This is a genomic window from Streptomyces sp. NPDC091377 (assembly GCF_044757045.1).
GTDB lineage: Bacteria > Actinomycetota > Actinomycetes > Streptomycetales > Streptomycetaceae > Streptomyces.
The window spans coordinates 96,906-113,684 of the sequence record NZ_JBIVUE010000015.1 but is presented as its reverse complement, the minus strand read 5'-3'; the positions used below and the strand labels follow the sequence as shown (position 1 = coordinate 113,684).

Annotated in this window: 7 protein-coding genes and 1 pseudogene; 3 read left to right on the top strand and 5 right to left on the bottom strand. The window is 69.9% G+C overall.

What is annotated here, in order from left to right; genetic code table 11:
• Positions 1-27: 27 nt before the first annotated feature.
• Positions 28-318: pseudogene (locus ACIQNG_RS28500) on the top strand (ATP-binding protein); the annotation flags it as partial.
• Positions 319-371: 53 nt separating this feature from the next.
• Here the strand turns inward: ACIQNG_RS28500 and ACIQNG_RS28495 are convergent.
• Entirely contained in the window at positions 372-3,482 is a 3,111-nt protein-coding gene (locus ACIQNG_RS28495; RefSeq protein WP_401488959.1) for an FG-GAP repeat domain-containing protein, read from the bottom strand.
• Positions 3,483-3,733: 251 nt separating this feature from the next.
• On the opposite strand from ACIQNG_RS28495, the gene ACIQNG_RS28490 reads away from it, so the two are divergent.
• Positions 3,734-10,711, top strand: coding sequence for an RHS repeat-associated core domain-containing protein (locus ACIQNG_RS28490; protein WP_401488956.1), 6,978 nt, complete (start codon positions 3,734-3,736; stop codon positions 10,709-10,711).
• Positions 10,712-10,714: 3 nt separating this feature from the next.
• Positions 10,715-11,188 carry a hypothetical protein gene (locus tag ACIQNG_RS28485; RefSeq protein ID WP_401438175.1) on the top strand — a complete coding sequence of 158 codons (474 nt, stop codon included), beginning with the start codon at positions 10,715-10,717 and terminating at the stop codon, positions 11,186-11,188.
• Between the two features lie 72 nt (positions 11,189-11,260).
• Here the strand turns inward: ACIQNG_RS28485 and ACIQNG_RS28480 are convergent, their stop codons facing one another.
• From ACIQNG_RS28480 to chvE, 4 genes are all read right to left on the bottom strand, one after another.
• A complete protein-coding gene (locus tag ACIQNG_RS28480; RefSeq protein ID WP_401488953.1) occupies positions 11,261-12,664 on the bottom strand; it encodes a pyridoxal phosphate-dependent aminotransferase in 1,404 nt (467 codons plus the stop codon).
• Between the two features lie 164 nt (positions 12,665-12,828).
• Positions 12,829-14,010, bottom strand: a complete 1,182-nt coding sequence (gene mmsB, locus ACIQNG_RS28475; RefSeq protein WP_401438170.1) for a multiple monosaccharide ABC transporter permease — start codon at positions 14,008-14,010, stop codon at positions 12,829-12,831.
• On the bottom strand, positions 14,007-15,536 hold the full coding sequence (gene mmsA / locus ACIQNG_RS28470) for a multiple monosaccharide ABC transporter ATP-binding protein (RefSeq protein ID WP_401438318.1): 1,530 nt from the start codon (positions 15,534-15,536) through the stop codon (positions 14,007-14,009). The genes mmsB and mmsA overlap by 4 nt, the downstream gene beginning before the upstream one ends.
• Positions 15,537-15,574: 38 nt before the next feature.
• Entirely contained in the window at positions 15,575-16,684 is a 1,110-nt protein-coding gene (gene chvE, locus ACIQNG_RS28465; RefSeq protein WP_401438167.1) for a multiple monosaccharide ABC transporter substrate-binding protein, read from the bottom strand.
• Between the last annotated feature and the right edge of the window lie 95 nt (positions 16,685-16,779).

Genomic DNA, 16,779 nt, shown 5'->3' with positions numbered 1-16,779 from the left:
CGAGGGGTGCTCATCAATCTCCTCGCCTCCGCCAACGCCGTCACCCACGGGCGGGTGCCCGGGCGGGGCTTCGAGGTGCGGTTGTCGTTGCTGGCCGACCGGGTGCGGATCGAGGTGACCGACACCAGGACCGAGGTCCGGCCGCCGGGGCCGCGGCGGGTGCCGGAACCGGCCGGGCTGGACGAGTCGGGGCGTGGGCTGGTGCTGGTGGAGGCGCTGGCGGATCGGTGGGAGGTGGTGGACCGGGAGCCGCCGGGCAAGACGGTGCGGGCCGAGATCGACGGGGCGAAGTGGGCGGGGCCGGGCGGCGGACGATGAAACGGCCGGCCCCCCTGGCGGGAGGCCGGCCGTCGGTCACACCATGCTGCCGGTCAGGAGATCAGTTTGATCGACTGCCAGCCGCCCGAGCCCACCACGGCCGGCGGACCGTGCACACCGGTGCGGCGGCCGGGGATGAACTCCAGGCCCGCGGTGGTGTTGGCGGTCGTCGTCCACAGGTCGGGGATGTTGTCGCCGTCGCTGTCACCGGAGGCGGTGAACAGCGGGCGGGCGGTGGTGGTCCAGCCCGTGCCGTACGGGGTGCGGCTGGAGCCGGAGCCCAGGGACGACGGGTCGGTGCCGCCGTCGGGGACACCGTCGCCGTCCGCGTCCCGGCCCGTGCCGCGGTACACCGTCAGTTCGCCGGTGGAGGTGCTGCGGGTGATCAGGTCCACGAACCCGTCGCCGTCCACGTCACCGGGGGAGGCGAGTTGCATGACGCCCCAGCCGCGGGTGCCGATCAGATAGCCGGAGTCGACCGTGCCGTACGCGTGGCCCGGCAGGAACCAGAGCTGATCGCCGATGACGGCCACGAAGTCCGGGTTGGACGTCTCGCTGTCCGGGGTGATGTCGCCGACCGACACGATCTGCTTGATCGTCGCCGGGTCCAGCGCCACCTCCGTCTCCGCGTCCGGGAAGAAGTGCACCTCCTGCTTGGTGTCGTCGGTGAACTCGCCCTGCCCGTTGTTCGGGTAGACCCACAGCTTGCCGTCGGAACGCCGGGCGACCAGATCCTCGTAGAAGTCACCGGTCCAGTCACCGCGGTGGGTCAGCAGCGAGTTGGTCCAGCCGCCGTCGGAGGACAGCGGGAGCATCGTGGCGACCCGGCCGTTCCCGGTGCCGCCGTACAGCCGCAGATTGCCGGTGCCGTCCACGGCGAACAGGTCCGGCGCGGCGTCGCCGTTGACGTCACCGGGCTTGTCCGGGACACCGGGGCTCTTGACGTAGAACCGGTACGGGTAGACCGGTCCGGGGTTGCCGCCCGCGTCCACGATCCGTACGTACAGGACGTGCGGGCCCGGGGTCAGCGGGGTGATCTTGGCTGTCGCCGAACCGCCCTTGGCCGCGGGCTTCGCCTCCTTGCTCGGCGGGGTGCGGTCCAGGTCGTACAGGTACTTGGTGGCGTCGCCGACACCGTTCGCACCGAACTCGAAGGTGCCCTCGGTGCGGGCCAGCGCGCCCTCGACCGGCTCCGCGCCGGGCGCGGTCTCCGGGAACAGATTGTTCTGCGAGGTCACCGTGGGCATGACCGCGGGGGCGTTCGGGTCGAAGCCGAAGCGGCAGCCGTTCGCGCCGACCGTCGGTGTCCAGTCGGTGGCGAAGTTGGCGTCGGCCGCGTCCTCGGCCTGCGCCTTCCACGAGAACTGGCCGTTGCTCGCGCCGATGTTCTTCGTCAGCAGGTCCTTGGGCACGGTGACCCGGGCCTGGGCGCCCTTGGAGTCGCTCGCCTTGACGGTGACCTTCACCCGTTTGTCGAAGAGCAGTCCGGGCGGCAGGTCCCGCTTGCCGGTGGCCCACAGATGGAACTGGACATTGACGTCACCGCCGTCCGGGTCCCACACCTGCGCCGTGAGCTGCACATCCGTGTTGCCCAGCGTCACGTACGAGGAGCCGTTGCCGCACTCGGTCGTGCCGACCTTGGTGCTGGGGATGGTGTCCAGCGCCCAGGGGGCCTTCGGGAGGCGGTTGAACTCCACGATCAGCTTGGCGTCCGGGCTGAACTTCTTCCAGCTGTACTCGTCCTTGGCGTCCTCGGCGCTCTTGGGTGCCCGCAGCCCGAAGGTCACGGTCGACCACTTGCCGGCCGCCGCCTTGACCGCCGCGTCCTTGGCGGTGAAGTCGACCGCCTTGTTCGGGCAGCCGTAGGTCTCGTTGCCGTGCGCGTAGTTACGGCTGTCCTGGCGGGCCAGCTCGGTGGGCTGGTCGTTCCAGGTGGTCTTGGACGAGATCGGGTTGGTCAGCCACAGCTCCACCGGCTTCGGGGTGCAGGACCACGAGTGGGTCTCGGTGATCTGGAACTGCGCGTCGATCACCTTCACCCCGGCCAGGAACTTCGAGCCGACCCGGAAGTACGAACGGGCCGTACCGCCGGTGGACGACTCGTAGCCGACCCGGGCCTCGTTGGTGGTGCCGCCGCTCCAACCGGTGCCGTTCCAGTAGCTGTTGGTGGGGTGCGGCTTGTAGGCGATGGTCCACGCCTCGCGGGTGCCGGTCATCCGCGGGTCGATGTAGACCGGGAACTTCGTGTCCGGTGCGTCCAGCAGCTTCTGGTCCGGCGTCAGCACGATCTTGGTGTCGGTGACCTCGACCCCGACCTCGCTGCTCTTGGTGCCGGGGGTCAGGGGTGAGGGCTCCGCGGAGGTGGCCGTGGTGCCCGCCGTCCTCAGCGCGGCCGGAGGCGGGGCCTCCGCCTCCTTGCCCGACGAGTCCCACATCCGGGCCGTCGAGGAGGCGAACACCGTCTGACCGGCCGCGTTCACCGCCTGGAGGGTGCCCGTGGTGGCGTCCTTGCGGACGTCGAGGCCCTCCACCTGGAGGCCGAAGCCCACCTGGTTCAGCTCGGGGAGGCTCGCCGCCTCGGGTGTCTTGACGATCAGCGCCTGGCTGAAGCCGTCCACGCTGGCGCGTACCGCGAGATCCACCCCGGGGAAGACCTCCGGGTAGGTCGCGGTGGTGCCGTCGAGCACTGGCTTGGGCAACGATGTCGGCCAGGTCAGGGCGAGTTCACCGCCCCGGTCGGCCAGGGTGACCAGCCGGGTGTCACCGCCCGCGGAGAAGGTGATGTCACCGGGTGTGGCCTTGGGTGCGACCCGGCCCGCCCGCACGGCGAGGTCGGTGTCGACGGGCAGCCAGGCACCCTCGCGCTTCACCCGCACGGGCTGGGTGTGCTGGGTGGTCCGCAGATTGCCGTTGGGCAGGGCGTGGGTCTCACTGGTCTCGGAGCGGGCGGCGACCACCTCCACGGGCTCACCGGTCCGCGCGGCCCGCTTCAGCGCGCGTTCCTCGGCGGTCACCGCCGTCGAGCCGGAGTCCGCCGCCGCGGCCGTACCGGTTCCCGGTGCCGTCAGCGGTGTCAGCCCGAGCGTCCCGCCGGCGAGCACCGCGACGAGCGCGGCCCGCGACCAGCGATGTGCCGGGCGTGGTCTTCGGGATTTTTCTGGCATGGGCGAATCCCCCCGGAGTCGATGCCGACGGACCCTTTTGTGAGGGTCCGGGGCGGCCCATCCACGTGGGCCGCGACGCCGAACAGTACACGCCACCAGGGGTTTTCTTGACTGACGTGTGACCGAAGTGGGGGTTGTCGCATTACCTGTGAATTACTTGTCAGGAAGATCGAGAGCGCTTACTGTGTCTCACCGTTCACCACTCCATCACACAGAGTGAGTGGCAGAGTGAGTAAGGGGGAGGTCCTGTAGTGGACCAGCTGATAAGACAGCTGCGCTACTTCGGCCATTGGCACAGATCCGTGTCCCTGTTCGTGGGACTGGTTCTCTTCGTCGGACTCATACCCGACGACGCGAGTGCCGCCGACGGAAGTTCCCGGCTCGGGGACGTCCAGCGCGAAAGGTCAGTCCCGGGAAGGGACTTCGAGAAGAAACGCCCGAAGGCACGTGACGACGCCGAGGGCGTTTTCCATGCCTCGGCCGGGAAGATCAAGGCCGAGGGCTTCACCACCCTCGTCACCGACCGTCGCGACAACCTGCCCGAGGGGGCGTCCAGGAAGGCGCCCCTGATCACCGGCGCCGACGGCGCCGACGGCCTCGCCGAGGGCACACCCCGCGGCGAAAGCCCCGTGCAGGACCACATGGTGAGGGTCCGTCAGGCCGATCCCGGCGCCACCAAGGCGGGCAAGGGCAAGGGCAACGGCCTGCGCACCTCCGGCTCCGCCCCGAAGCGTGCCACGGCCGACGCCGGAAGCGCCGTCGACGTCCAGGTCAAGGACCCGGCCGCGGCCCGCGAGGCAGGCGTCGCGGGTGTGCTGTTCACCGCCGCGCCCGGCGGTGACGGACTGGCCCCGGCCGCCTCCGGCTCCGTGGAACTGGAGCTGGACTACGCCGCCATCAAGGACACCTACGGCGGCGACTGGGGCTCCCGGCTCCGGCTCCACCGCCTGCCGGCCTGCGCCCTGACCACACCGGAGTTGGAACGCTGCCGCGCGCGCACCGCGCTGCCCGGCGCCAACGACCCGGTCGCGAAGACCGTCACCGGCACCGCCGACCTGGCCGCCGCGCCCGCCGTGTTCGCGGCGACCGCCGCCGCTTCCGGACCCGGCGGCAGCCACGAGGCGACATCGCTGTCACCGTCGGGCTCGTGGATGGCGGGCTCGTCCTCCGGCGGCTTCTCGTGGACGTACCCCATCGAGGCGCCCGAGGTGCCCGGCGGCCCGCAGCCCGAGGTGGAACTCTCCTACTCCTCGCAGGCCGTGGACGGCCGGACCGCCTCCACCAACGGGCAGTCCTCCTGGATCGCCGAGGGCTGGGACTACGAGCCCGGCTTCATCGAGCGGCGCTTCCGCTCCTGCTCGGACGACAAGGGTGAGGTGGGCGGCAAGAAGCCCAACAACATCGGCGACAGCGGCGACCTGTGCTGGGGCTCCGACCATGTCGTGATGTCCCTCGGCGGCAACACCACCGAACTCGTCAAGAAGGACGGCACCGACGAGTGGCGCCCCGCCGACGACGACGGCTCCCGCCTCCAGCGCAAGACCGGCGCCGCCAACGGCTCCAAGGACGGCGAGTACTGGCTGCTGACCACGACCGACGGCACCCAGTACCACTTCGGGCTCAACAAGCTCCCCGGCGCCCCCGAGGGCACGGTCACCAACTCGGCGCTCACCGTGCCGGTGTTCGGCAACCACCCGGACGAGCCCTGCCACGCCACCGCGTTCATGGACTCCGACTGCAAGCAGGCGTACCGCTGGAACCTCGACTACGTCGTGGACCCGCTCGGCGACGCCATGACCCTGTGGTGGAACAAGTGGACCAATTTCTACGGCCAGAACATGAAGGCCGACCAGCAGGCGTCCTACGACCGTAACGCCCAGCTCTCCCGGATCGACTACGGGCTGCGCTCGGACAAGCTGTTCGGCGCCCAGCCGGCCGGCCGGGTCGCCTTCACCCTCGCCGAACGCTGCGTGCCCAACGCCTCGTTCGACTGCGCGGAGTCCAAGCGGACCACGGCCAACGCCAAGCACTGGCCGGACACCCCGCTCGACCAGGAGTGCGCCTCCGGTGCCAAGTGCACCGACAAGTTCTCCCCGACCTTCTGGTCCACCAAGCGGCTGACGAAGATCACCACCAGTGTGCTCTCCGGCACCGCGCTCAAGCCGGTCGACTCCTGGGCCCTGGACTCGTCCTACCCGGCCACCGGCGACGGCACCTCCGCCGCCCTGTGGCTGGAGTCCCTCACCCGCACCGGCCACGGAGCGGGCGCCACGGCCGCGATGCCGAAGGTGTCCTTCGCCGGTATCCAGATGGACAACCGGGTCGACGGCGTCGAGGGACTGCCGCCGTTCTCCCGCCACCGGATCCACGCCATCGACACCGAGACCGGCGGCCGGATCGGCATCACCTACTCGCCCCGCGACTGCCAGGCCCTGGAGCCGAAGCGGATGCCGGCGAGCCCCGAGTCCAACACCATGCGCTGTTACCCGCAGTACTGGACGCCCAAGGGCGCCCTGAAGCCGGTGCAGGACTGGTTCCACAAGTACCTGGTCACCGAGGTCCGCGAGGAGGACCTGGTCACCGACAGCCCCGCCAAGGTGACGTCGTACGAATTCCTGGGCGGCGCCGCCTGGGCGTACGACGACAGCGAGTTCACCGAGAACAAGAACCGCACCTGGTCGCAGTACCGGGGCTACGAGAAGGTCCGCACCCGCCTCGGCGGCGGCACCGACGTCAAGCAGCTCACCGAGCACCGCTACTTCCGCGGACTGCACGGCGACAAACTGGGCTCGGGCACGCGTACCTCCAGCGTCACCACCAGCGAGGGCACCAGCCACGACGACCTGCCGCAGTACCAGGGCCAGTTGCTGGAGCAGATCGGCTACTCCTCCGACGGAGGCCCGGCCGACTCCTCGACCGTCACCCTCCCGTGGGCCGTGAAGACCGCGACCCGCACCCGCCCTGGCACCACCCCGCTGGAAGCGTGGATGGCCCGTCCCGAGACGGTCCGCACCCGCGAACACGTCAAGGGCACCACCTGGCGCACCTCCACCGAGACCACCACGTACGACAGCTACGGGCTGCCGACACAGGTCGAGGAGAAGACGGCCGGCGGCAAGATCCGCTGCTCCACGGTCAGTTACGCCCGCAACACCGCGGCGCACCTGATCGAACTGGAGTCGCGGGAGCGGACCACGCTCGGCGCCTGCGGCACCACCGGCGCCGAGGTCGTGGAGGACACCCGCACCCTCTACGACGACCTGGCCTTCGGCGCGGCCCCCACCAAGGGCCTGCCCACCGAGGTCCAGGAGCTGAACGGCGCCGGGACCGGCCACGTCACCATCGACAAGACGCAGTACGACATCCACGGGCGCGAGACCGCGACCTGGGACGCGGACAACCGCAAGACGTCCGTCACGTACACGCCGACCACGGTGGCCCGGCCCGTCAAGCAGATCTCCACCGACCCCCTCGGCCACACCGAGACCACGGTGTTCGACGACGTCCGCGGCATGTCGCTGACCGAGGAGGACGCCAACGGCAAGAAGGCCACCATGGAGTACGACCCGCTGGGCCGGCTCCTCAAGGTCTGGGAGATCGACCGCGACGCGGCGACACAGACGCCGACGGCGACGTACGACTACACCGTGCGCCGCGACGGCCCGACGATCGTCACCTCGCGCACGCTCAAGGACAACGGCGAGTACGCCGTGTCGTACGAGATCCTCGACGGTCTGCTGCGCGAGCGGCAGACCCAGGACAAGGCGGTCGGCGCGGGCCGTATCGTCAACGACACCTTCTACGACAGCGCCGGCCGGGTCTGGAAGGAGAACGACGGCTACTACCACGCCACCGATCCCGAGGCCAAGCTCCTCCAGGTCGGCGACAACGAGGTCCCCTCGCAGAACCGCGTCACCTTCGACGGACTGGGCCAGCCCACCGCCGAGGTGACCTACTACCGCGGGACCGAGAAACTGCGCACCACGACCGAACGCGACGGTGACGTCTCCACGACGATCCCGCCGGGCGGCGACACGGTCACGGCCGCCTTCGAGGACGCCGAGGGCCGCGTCGAGCGGATGCGCGAGTACACCGACGAGGCCCGCACCAAGTGGCGGGACACCCTCTACGAGTACGACGACCTCGACAACCTGATGAAGGTCACCGCCCCCGGCGGCGCCGTCACCGAGTTCGAGTACGACAAGCGCGGACGCCAGACCGCCATCACCGACCCCGACGGCGGCCGGACCGAACTGCGCTACGACAACGCGGACAACGTGGTCGAGACCATCGACCCGCAGAAGCGGTCCCTGTTCACCACCTACGACGAAGGAGGCCGTACCACATCCCTGCGGGAAGGCAGCCCCACCGGCCCCAAGCGCGTGGAGTGGACGTACGACACCCTCGCCAAGGGACTGCCCACCGCACAGATCCGCCACGACGGCGGACGCGAGTACCGGGAGGAGGTCACCGCCTACGACGACGCCTACCGGGTGAAGAAGACCAAGACGGTGATCCCCACTGAGGAGACCGGCCTGGCCGGCACCTACGAGTACGAGTACGCGTACACGCCCACCGGCAACCTCTCCTGGATCTCCGTCCCCGGCCTCGGCGGACTGGTCACCGAGCGGATCGTCTTCCGCTACAACACGGACGACCTGCCCATCTTCATCGGCGGCGCGTCCACCTACCTCGCCGGCGCCCAGTACTCGGCGTTCGGGGAGATCCTGCGCACGGACGCGGGACCGGCGGGCAAGCAGGTCTACGGCACCTACGTCTACGACGAGTTCACCCGCCGTCTGCAGTCCTCCACCTTCGACCGTTCGATCGCCCCGCTGCGCATCAACGAGACGCGGTACGCGTACGACGAGGCCGGCAACGTCACCAAGATCACCGACACGCCCGGGGCCGCAGCGCCCGACGCGGGCAAGACCGACACGCAGTGCTTCGCCTACAACCGGCTCCGGCAGATGACCTCCGCCTGGACCGCGAAGACCGAGAACTGCGCGACCGGCCCGTCCAAGGACACCGTCGGCGGCCCGGAGGCGTACTGGCAGTCCTTCGAGTACGACACCGCGGGCAACCGCACCCAGCTCGTCGAGCACGACACCACGGGCGACACCACCAAGAACGTCACCCGTGACTATGTGTACGGCAAGCCGGGCGTGGGTGGTCCCAACGCGCTGGCCGAGGTCAAGTCCACCGGCCCGCAGGGCCAGACGCTCGCCACCTTCGGCTACGACAAGGCGGGCAACACCACCGGACGTCAGCACGGCGGCACCGAGCAGACCCTTGAGTACGACATCGAGGGCCAGCTGCGCAAGGTGACCCAGCCCGTCGAGGGCGGCGGCAGCAAGACCACGTCGTACCTGTACGGCGGCAATGGGGAACGCCTCATCCGCACCGGGGCCGACGGCAGCCGCACGCTGTACCTCGGCGAGGCCGAGCTGACCGTCAACGCGGCCAACACCCAGGCCACGGCGGAGCGTTTCTACGGGCTCCCCGACGGCTCCACCGTGGTCCGCGGCACCGGCGGGGTCCGTCAGCTCATGCTGGCCGACCACCACGGCACCGCCAACACGGTGGTGGACCTGGCCGACCCGGCGATGGGTGTCACCCGGCGCAAGTCCATGCCGTTCGGCGAGGCACGCGGGCAGCAGCCCGCCGCCTGGCCCGGACAGCGCGGCTTCGTCGGCGGCACCGTCGACCAGGACACCGGCCTGACCAGGCTCGGTGCCCGGGACTACGACCCGGCCACCGGACGGTTCATCCAGGTCGACCCCATGGTCGACTACGGCCAGCCGGCCACGATGAACCCGTACGCCTACAGCAACAACGCCCCGGCCACGTTCTCCGACCCGACGGGCGAGTTCTTCCCCGTCCTCATCGGGATCGCGGCCCGGATCGCCATCCAGGCGGCCATCCGCGCGGCGGCCCGCCGTGCGGCGATCATCGCGGCCCGCAAGGCGGCCCAGGCGGCGGCGCGGCGCGCGGCTGCCCTGGCCCGCAAGCGGGCGATCGAGGCGGCCAAGCGTGCCGCGGCCAAGGCCCGCCGTGAGGCGGCCCGCAAGGCGGCGGCGGCCAAGCGTGCGGCGGCCAAGCGGGCGGCGGCGCGAGCCGCGGCCAAACGCGCGGCGGCCCGTCGCGCGGCGGCACAGGCACGCGCCCGAGCCGCCCGCGCGGCGGCGAAGAAGGCGGCGGCGCGCAGAGCGGCGGCCCGCAAGGCGGCGGCCCGTCCCAAGCCGCGCGCCAAGCCCCGCTCCCAGCCGAAGCCGCGGCCCAAGCCGTCACAGGTGAAACGAGCGGTCAAGAAGGTCGCCAAGGAGGTGAAGAACGAGGCCCGGGAGTCCGCCAAGGAAGAGGCCCAGGGCCAGGTCTGCCAGATCAACAGCTTCGTGCCCGGCACGAAGGTGCTGATGGCGGACGGCAGCACCCGGCCGATCGAGAAGGTCAGGGTCGGCGACAAGGTGCTCGCCACCGACCCGGAGACGGGCCGCACCACCGTGGAGACGGCGGCGGCGACCATCGTCGGAAAGGGCCGCAAGGACCTGGTGCGGATCACGCTCACGGTCCATGACGGATCGACCGCCGACGTCGCCACGGCGACCGTCACCGCGACCGCCGGCCACCCCTTCTGGGTGCCGTCCCTGCGGGAGTGGGTCGACGCCGGTGACCTGGAGGCGGGCCAGTGGCTCCAGACGTCCTCGGGCGCCTGGGTCCAGATCGACGCCGTCAAGGCGTGGACGGCGAAGAAGGCCACCGTCCACAACCTCACCGTCACCGACGCGCACACGTTCTATGTGCTCTTCGGCTCGACACCGGTCCTCAACCACAACCAGTGCGGCCCGGGTGACGAGGAGAGCGATCTCCGCGTCTACACGGACCTCCAGCGGATGGGTCCCGGCAAGAACGAGGGTGTGGCCAGCGGTCTGTGGACCCCCTCGGGCATGGTGTATTTCGACACCAGCCGGAACCGCTCCGCCGAGGACATCCGCAGTCTGCCGCTGTCCCTGCGCCGGGTCGTGCTCCAGGTCGGCCACCACGGTGGCTGCGCCGAGATCGGCTGCATCGCCCAGGCGATGCGCGCCGGGGACCTGGTACGCGGCAGCCGCAGCCTCGCGATGCTGCACAAACCCTTCGGCCATCGCCGCAACCGGCAGGTCCTGCCCGGCTGCGACATGTGCCAGGCTGTGATGTCGCGGCTCCGGATCACCGACATGGGAGGCTGAGCGATGGGGCGCATACTCAAGCGGCTTCCCCAGGTGCCCTGGGGGAGACTCACGGACGCACAGGGTCCGGCCCGGGACCTTCCGCCGTTGCTCTCCACGGTGGCCTGGGGCGACGAGGTGTCCGCGAGCGCGGCGCTCGACGAACTGAGCGACCGGGTGTGCGCCCTCGGGTTCGTGGTGTCGGAGGCGACACCGCACGTGGTGCCCTTCCTGCTGGAACTGGCCGGGGAGCCCGCCGTCCGCGTCCGCGCGGACCTCGTGGGCCTCCTCGCCCGGATCCACGCGGCCCGGCAGTGGGAGTCCACCGCCTCGGCCGCGTCCGGCACGGACGCGCGGCGGTACCGGGAGAAGGTGGCCTGGGAGACGGAGAGCCGGCATCACGTGGAGTCCGGCCGGGGCACGCTACAACGCCTCGTGGACGACCCCGACCCGGAGGTGGCCGAAGCGGCGGGAGAGCTGCTCTCCGCTCTCGGCTGACCTCCTGAGCGCTACGACGGCTCCCTCCCCGTGTGCGGCACGGGGAGGGAGCCGTTCGCATGGCCGGACCGGCTATCCCGCGTTCGGCCAGCCGGCCGGCTGCTGCCATCCCAGTGCCGGGGCGTACCCGGTGGTGCCGCGCACCTGGGCCGCCGTGAGCCCACCCTGGGCGGGGACACCCGGCGGGGTGGGACCGACGTCGGCGGCGGGCATCGGCATCGGCATGGGTGCGGGCACCGGTGTGGGCATGGGTGCGGGCATCGGGAGGGGCTGCGGCACGGCGGGGGGCGGCGTCGGTGGGGGAGGGGGTGGTGGGGGGAGTTGCAGGCCCGTTCCGTTCGTCGCGCCGACCAGGCGGTCGACCGCCGCCGTCCCCGAGCTGTAGCCGGTCCCGTGGTGCTGTTCCGGGGCCCGGCTTCCGGCGCCGTAGAGGATCTGGGCCAGGGCTGCCACCAGACGGCCCACGTCGGGCTGGGGGCGTACCCCCAGTCTCAGGAAGCGGCTGGACGAACCGATCGTGTCACCGCACTCGCGGACCAGGATCTGGTGCTCGGCGGCCAGCCGGTCGCGGACCACTGTGCCCTCGGCGCCCACCGGCAGCCGTACGAAGAGGAAGTTGCCCTGGGACGGGTAGACCGTCAGCCCGGGCAGGCCCGACAGGGCGGTCGCCATGTCCTGCCGGTCACGGCGGATCCGCTGGAGGCCGTGCGCGTAGTCCGCTCCGTGCTCCTTCAGCATGAAGACGACGTACTCGGCGATGGAGTTGAGGTTCCACTTCGGCAGCGTCGAGCGGATCCGGCCCGCGAGCGCCGGGTTGGCGACCAGATAGCCGAAGCGCAGGCCGTGCAGCCCGAAGTTGGTGCCGAGGCTGCGCAGCACGATCACATTCGGCCGGATCATCGCCTCCTGCACCACGCTCGGCTCGGCCTCCGCGTCCGCGAACTCCAGGAAGGACTCGTCGATCACCACCAGGTCCCGGTCCGCCATCGCGTCCATGAACTGCACGACCGCGTGCTTGTGGACGTAGCCGCCGTCGGGGTTGTTCGGATTGCACAGCACCGCCACCTGGGTGTCGCGGTCCCGGACGAACTCCGCGTACCGGGCCAGGTCCAGGGCGAAGCCGCCGGACTCCTGGAGCGGGAACATGTCGACCCGCTTGCCGGTCTCCATCGGCTGGTCGGTCCAGCGCCCGAAGGTGGGCACGGGGACCGCGAGCGACCTGCGGACCAGCAGATGGTCGATCCAGGTGAGCAGCTCGGTCGAGCCGTTGCCCAGCGCCACGCACTGCGGCGGCAGCCGCAGCAGGGAGCACAGTTCGGCCGTGACCAGATCCGCGCTGCTCGGGTAGTAGGTGAGGATCTCCGGCAGCCGCGCCGCCATCTCCTCGAACATCGCCGGGGTCGGGAAGTACGGATTGCAGGGGGTGCGGAAGTCCACCGCGGTGTCACGGAACAGCGAGGTGACATCACCTGGCAAGAGGGGACCTCCGGTCGTAGGAGGGCCCGGCGAGGAGCGCCGGGCCCGTCCGGCGTACGGCCCGCGCGGGGGAGCACGGGCCGTCCCTCTATACGGGGTGCGGGGCAGGGCCGTTCAAGAGGCGGGCGAGAACGCCCTTCGGCCCCACCCTGCCCATCCCTCGGCTACGACCCCACCTTCCGCTTGTTCCACACGTCGAAGCCGACCGCCGCCAGCAGCACCAGCCCCTTGATGACCTGCTGCCAGTCCGTGCCGATCCCGACCAGGTTCATGCCGTTGTTCAGCACGCCCAGCACCAGACCGCCGATGATCGCGCCGAGCACCGTCCCCACGCCGCCGCTCATCGACGCGCCGCCGATGAAGGACGCCGCGATGGCCTCCAGTTCGAAGTTGAGCCCGGCCTTGGGGGAGGCCGCGTTGAAGCGGGCCGCGAAGACCAGCCCCGCGAGCGCCGCGAGCATCCCCATGTTGAGGAAGACCAGGAAGGTGACCTTCTTGTCCTTCACCCCGGACAGCCGGGCCGCCGGAAGGTTGCCGCCGATCGCGTAGACATGCCGCCCGATGACCGCGTTGCGCATCACATAGCCGAAGCCGACCAGCAGCGCGCCGAGGATCAGCAGCACGATCGGAGCACCCTTGTAGCTGGCCAGCAGCAGGGTCAGCACCAGCACGGCCGAGCCCAGCGCCACCAGCTTCAGCAGGAACAGATTGCGCGGCAGCACCTCCAGCGAGAACTCCCGCTGCCGCCGCCGGTCCCGTGTCTCCTGGAACACCACGAACGCGATCAGCGCCAACCCCAGCAGCAGGGTCGGATTGTGGTAGTTGCTGTCCGGTCCGATCTCCGGGAGGAACCCGTTGGCCACCTTCTGGAGCCCCTCCGGGAACGGGCCGAGCGTCTGCCCCTCCAGGAAGATCTCCGTCAGCCCCCGGAAGATCAGCATGCCCGCCAGGGTCACGATGAACGAGGGTATGCCGCCGTACGCGATGAAGAACCCCTGCACCGCCCCGGCCACCGCGCCCATCGCCAGACACAGCAGCACCGCCACCGGCCAGGGCAGATCGTGCCGGACCATGAACACGGCCGCCATCGAGCCGATGAACGCGGTCAGCGACCCCACCGACAGATCGATGTGCCCGGCGATGATGACCAGCATCATCCCGATCGCCAGGATCAGGATGTAGCTGTTCTGGAGCACCAGGTTGGACACATTGCGCGGCAGCAGCAGATCGCCGTCGGTCCACACGGCGAACAGCGCCACGATCAGTCCGAGCGCGATCAGCATGCCGTACTGCCGCATGTTGCGGCGGAGGCCGGCCACCAGCAGCCCGACCACGTCCCCGCTCATCCGGACACCTCCGCGTCCTTGGTCATCTGCCGCATCAGTGCCTCCTGCGACGCCTGCTCCCGGGTGAACTCACCCGTCAGCCGGCCCGCCGCCATCGTGTAGATCCGGTCGCACATACCGAGCAGTTCCGGCAGTTCGGAGGAGATGAACACCACCGCCCTGCCCTCGGCGGCGAGCCGGTCGATCACCGTGTAGATCTCGTACTTGGCGCCGACGTCGATCCCGCGCGTCGGCTCGTCCAGCACCAGCACCTCAGGATCCGCGAAGATCCATTTGCTGAGGACGACCTTCTGCTGATTGCCTCCGGAGAGCTTGCCGACCGGCTCGAACACCGTCGGTGCCTTGATGTTCATGGAGGTGCGGAAGCCCTCGGCGACCCGCCGCTCCGCGTGTTCGTCCACCACCCCGTGCCGGGCCACCTTGCCGAGCGCGGTCAGGGAGATGTTGCGGTGGACGGTGTCGATCAGGTTCAGCCCGTAGTGCTTGCGGTCCTCGGTGACGTACGCGATGCCGTGCCGCACCGCCTCCGGCACGGTCCGGGTACGGATCTCCCGGCCGTCCTTGAGAACCGTGCCGCTCGCGTGCCGCCCGTAGGAGCGCCCGAAGACACTCATCGCCAGTTCGGTGCGGCCCGCGCCCATCAGCCCGGCGATACCGACGATCTCCCCCCGCCTGACGTGCAGGGAGACCCCGTCCACCACCTTGCGCTGCTGGTCGATGGGGTGGTGCACGGTCCAGTCGCGGATCTCCAGCGCGGGCGCCGCGTCCGCCTCCGCCTCGTGCGGGGTGCGTTCGGGGAAGCGGTGCTCCAGATCGCGGCCCACCATCCCGCTGATGATCCGGTCCTCGGTGGTCGCGGGGGAGCGCACGTCGAGGGTCTCGACGGTACGCCCGTCGCGCAGGACGGTCACCGAGTCGGCGACCCGGCGGATCTCGTTCAGCTTGTGCGAGATGATGATCGAGGTGATGCCCTGCTTCTTCAACTCCAGGATCAGCGACAGGAGTTGACCGCTGTCCTCGTCGTTCAGGGCCGCTGTCGGCTCGTCCAGGATGAGCAGTCTCACCTTCTTGGACAGGGCCTTGGCGATCTCCACCAGCTGTTGCTTGCCGACGCCGATGTCCGCCACCCGGGTGTCCGGATGGTCGCCGAGCCCGACCCGGCGCAGCAGCCCGGTGGCATGCCGCAGGGTCTCGGTCCAGCTGATGATCCCGCGCCGGGCGTGCTCGTTGCCGAGGAAGATGTTCTCCGCGAGCGACAGATAGGGCACCAGCGCGAGTTCCTGGTGGATGATCACGATGCCGCGCCGCTCGCTGGCCCGGATGTCCCGGAAGCTGCACAGCTCGCCCTCGAACCGGATCTCCCCCTCATAGCTGCCGTGCGGATGGACACCGGAGAGCACCTTCATCAGGGTCGACTTCCCGGCCCCGTTCTCCCCGCACAGTGCGTGCACCTCACCCTCGCGGACCGTCAGGTTGACGTCCGACAGCGCTCTCACGCCGGGGAAGCTCTTGCCGATCGCGCGCATCTCCAGCACCGGGCGCGCTTCTTCGATGACGGCCTGCGTCACTTGAGGTCGCTCTCCTTCAGGTACCCGGAGTCGACCACGACCTCGCGGTAGTTGGCCTTGTCGACGCTGACCGGGTCCAGCAGGTACGACGGGATGACCTTGGCGCCGTTGTCGTAGGTCTTGGTGTCGTTGACCTCGGGCTTCTTGTCCTTGAGCACGGAGTCGACCATGTTCGCGGCGACCTCGGCGAGCTGCCGGGTGTCCTTGTACACGGTCATCGTCTGCTCGTCCGCGATGATCGACTTCACCGAGGCGACCTCGGCGTCCTGCCCGGTGACCACCGGCAGCGGCTTGCTCTTGGAGCCGTAGTCGTCCGACTTCAGCGCGGACAGGATGCCGATGGAGATCCCGTCGTACGGCGAGAGCACCGCGTCGACCCGCTTGGACTTGTACGCCGAGGTCAGGATGTCGTCCATGCGCTTCTGCGCGGTGCCGCCGTCCCAGCGCAGGGTGGTGACCTGGTTGAGGGAGGTCTGGCCGGAGCCCACGACGAGCTGCTTCTTGTCGATGTAGGGCTGGAGGACGTTCATGGCGCCCTGGAAGAAGTAGCGGGTGTTGTTGTCGTCGTTGGACCCGGCGAACAGCTCGATGTTGAAGGGCCCCTTCTTCCCGCTGTCCAGGCCGAGCTGCTTGATGATGTAGCTGCCCTGCAGCTCGCCGACCTTCTCGTTGTCGAAGGACGCGTAGTAGTCGACGTTCTCGGTGCCCAGGATCAGCCGGTCGTAGGAGATCACCGGGATGCCGGCGTCCTTGGCCTGCTGGAGGACATTGCCCAGGGACTTGTTGTCGATGGCGGCGACGATCAGTGCCCCGACGTCCTGGGTGATCAGGTTCTCGATCTGGGAGACCTGCTGGTCCGGGTCGTCCTCACCGAAGACCAGCCGGGTCTTGTACCCCTTGTCCTTGAGGTGCTGGACGACGTTGTTGCCGTCGGCGATCCAGCGCTCGGAGGACTTGGTGGGCATCGCGATCCCGATGGTGGCGTTCTTGGCGTCGCCCGCGCCCTGCTCGCTGCCGCCCTCACCGCTCTGGCCGCACGCGGTCAGGGTGAGGGTGAGTGAGGCGGCCACGGCTATGGCGGACAGTGCGGCTCGGCGATTGCGCATAGTGAACTTCCTAGTTTCTCAGCGCGGTTGGGAAGGGTGGGACGCGGTGGGGCGGCGACACCAGAGGGGTGGGACGGCACAGAGTGAGGTGGTGA

Coding starts and splice junctions, on each gene's coding strand:
- ACIQNG_RS28495 (WP_401488959.1), bottom strand. CDS start 3,482: ATGCCAGAAAAATCCCGAAGACCACGCCCGGCACATCGCTGGTCGCGG.
- ACIQNG_RS28485 (WP_401438175.1), top strand. CDS start 10,715: ATGGGGCGCATACTCAAGCGGCTTCCCCAGGTGCCCTGGGGGAGACTC.
- mmsB (WP_401438170.1), bottom strand. CDS start 14,010: ATGAGCGGGGACGTGGTCGGGCTGCTGGTGGCCGGCCTCCGCCGCAAC.
- mmsA (WP_401438318.1), bottom strand. CDS start 15,536: ATGCGCGCGATCGGCAAGAGCTTCCCCGGCGTGAGAGCGCTGTCGGAC.
- chvE (WP_401438167.1), bottom strand. CDS start 16,684: ATGCGCAATCGCCGAGCCGCACTGTCCGCCATAGCCGTGGCCGCCTCA.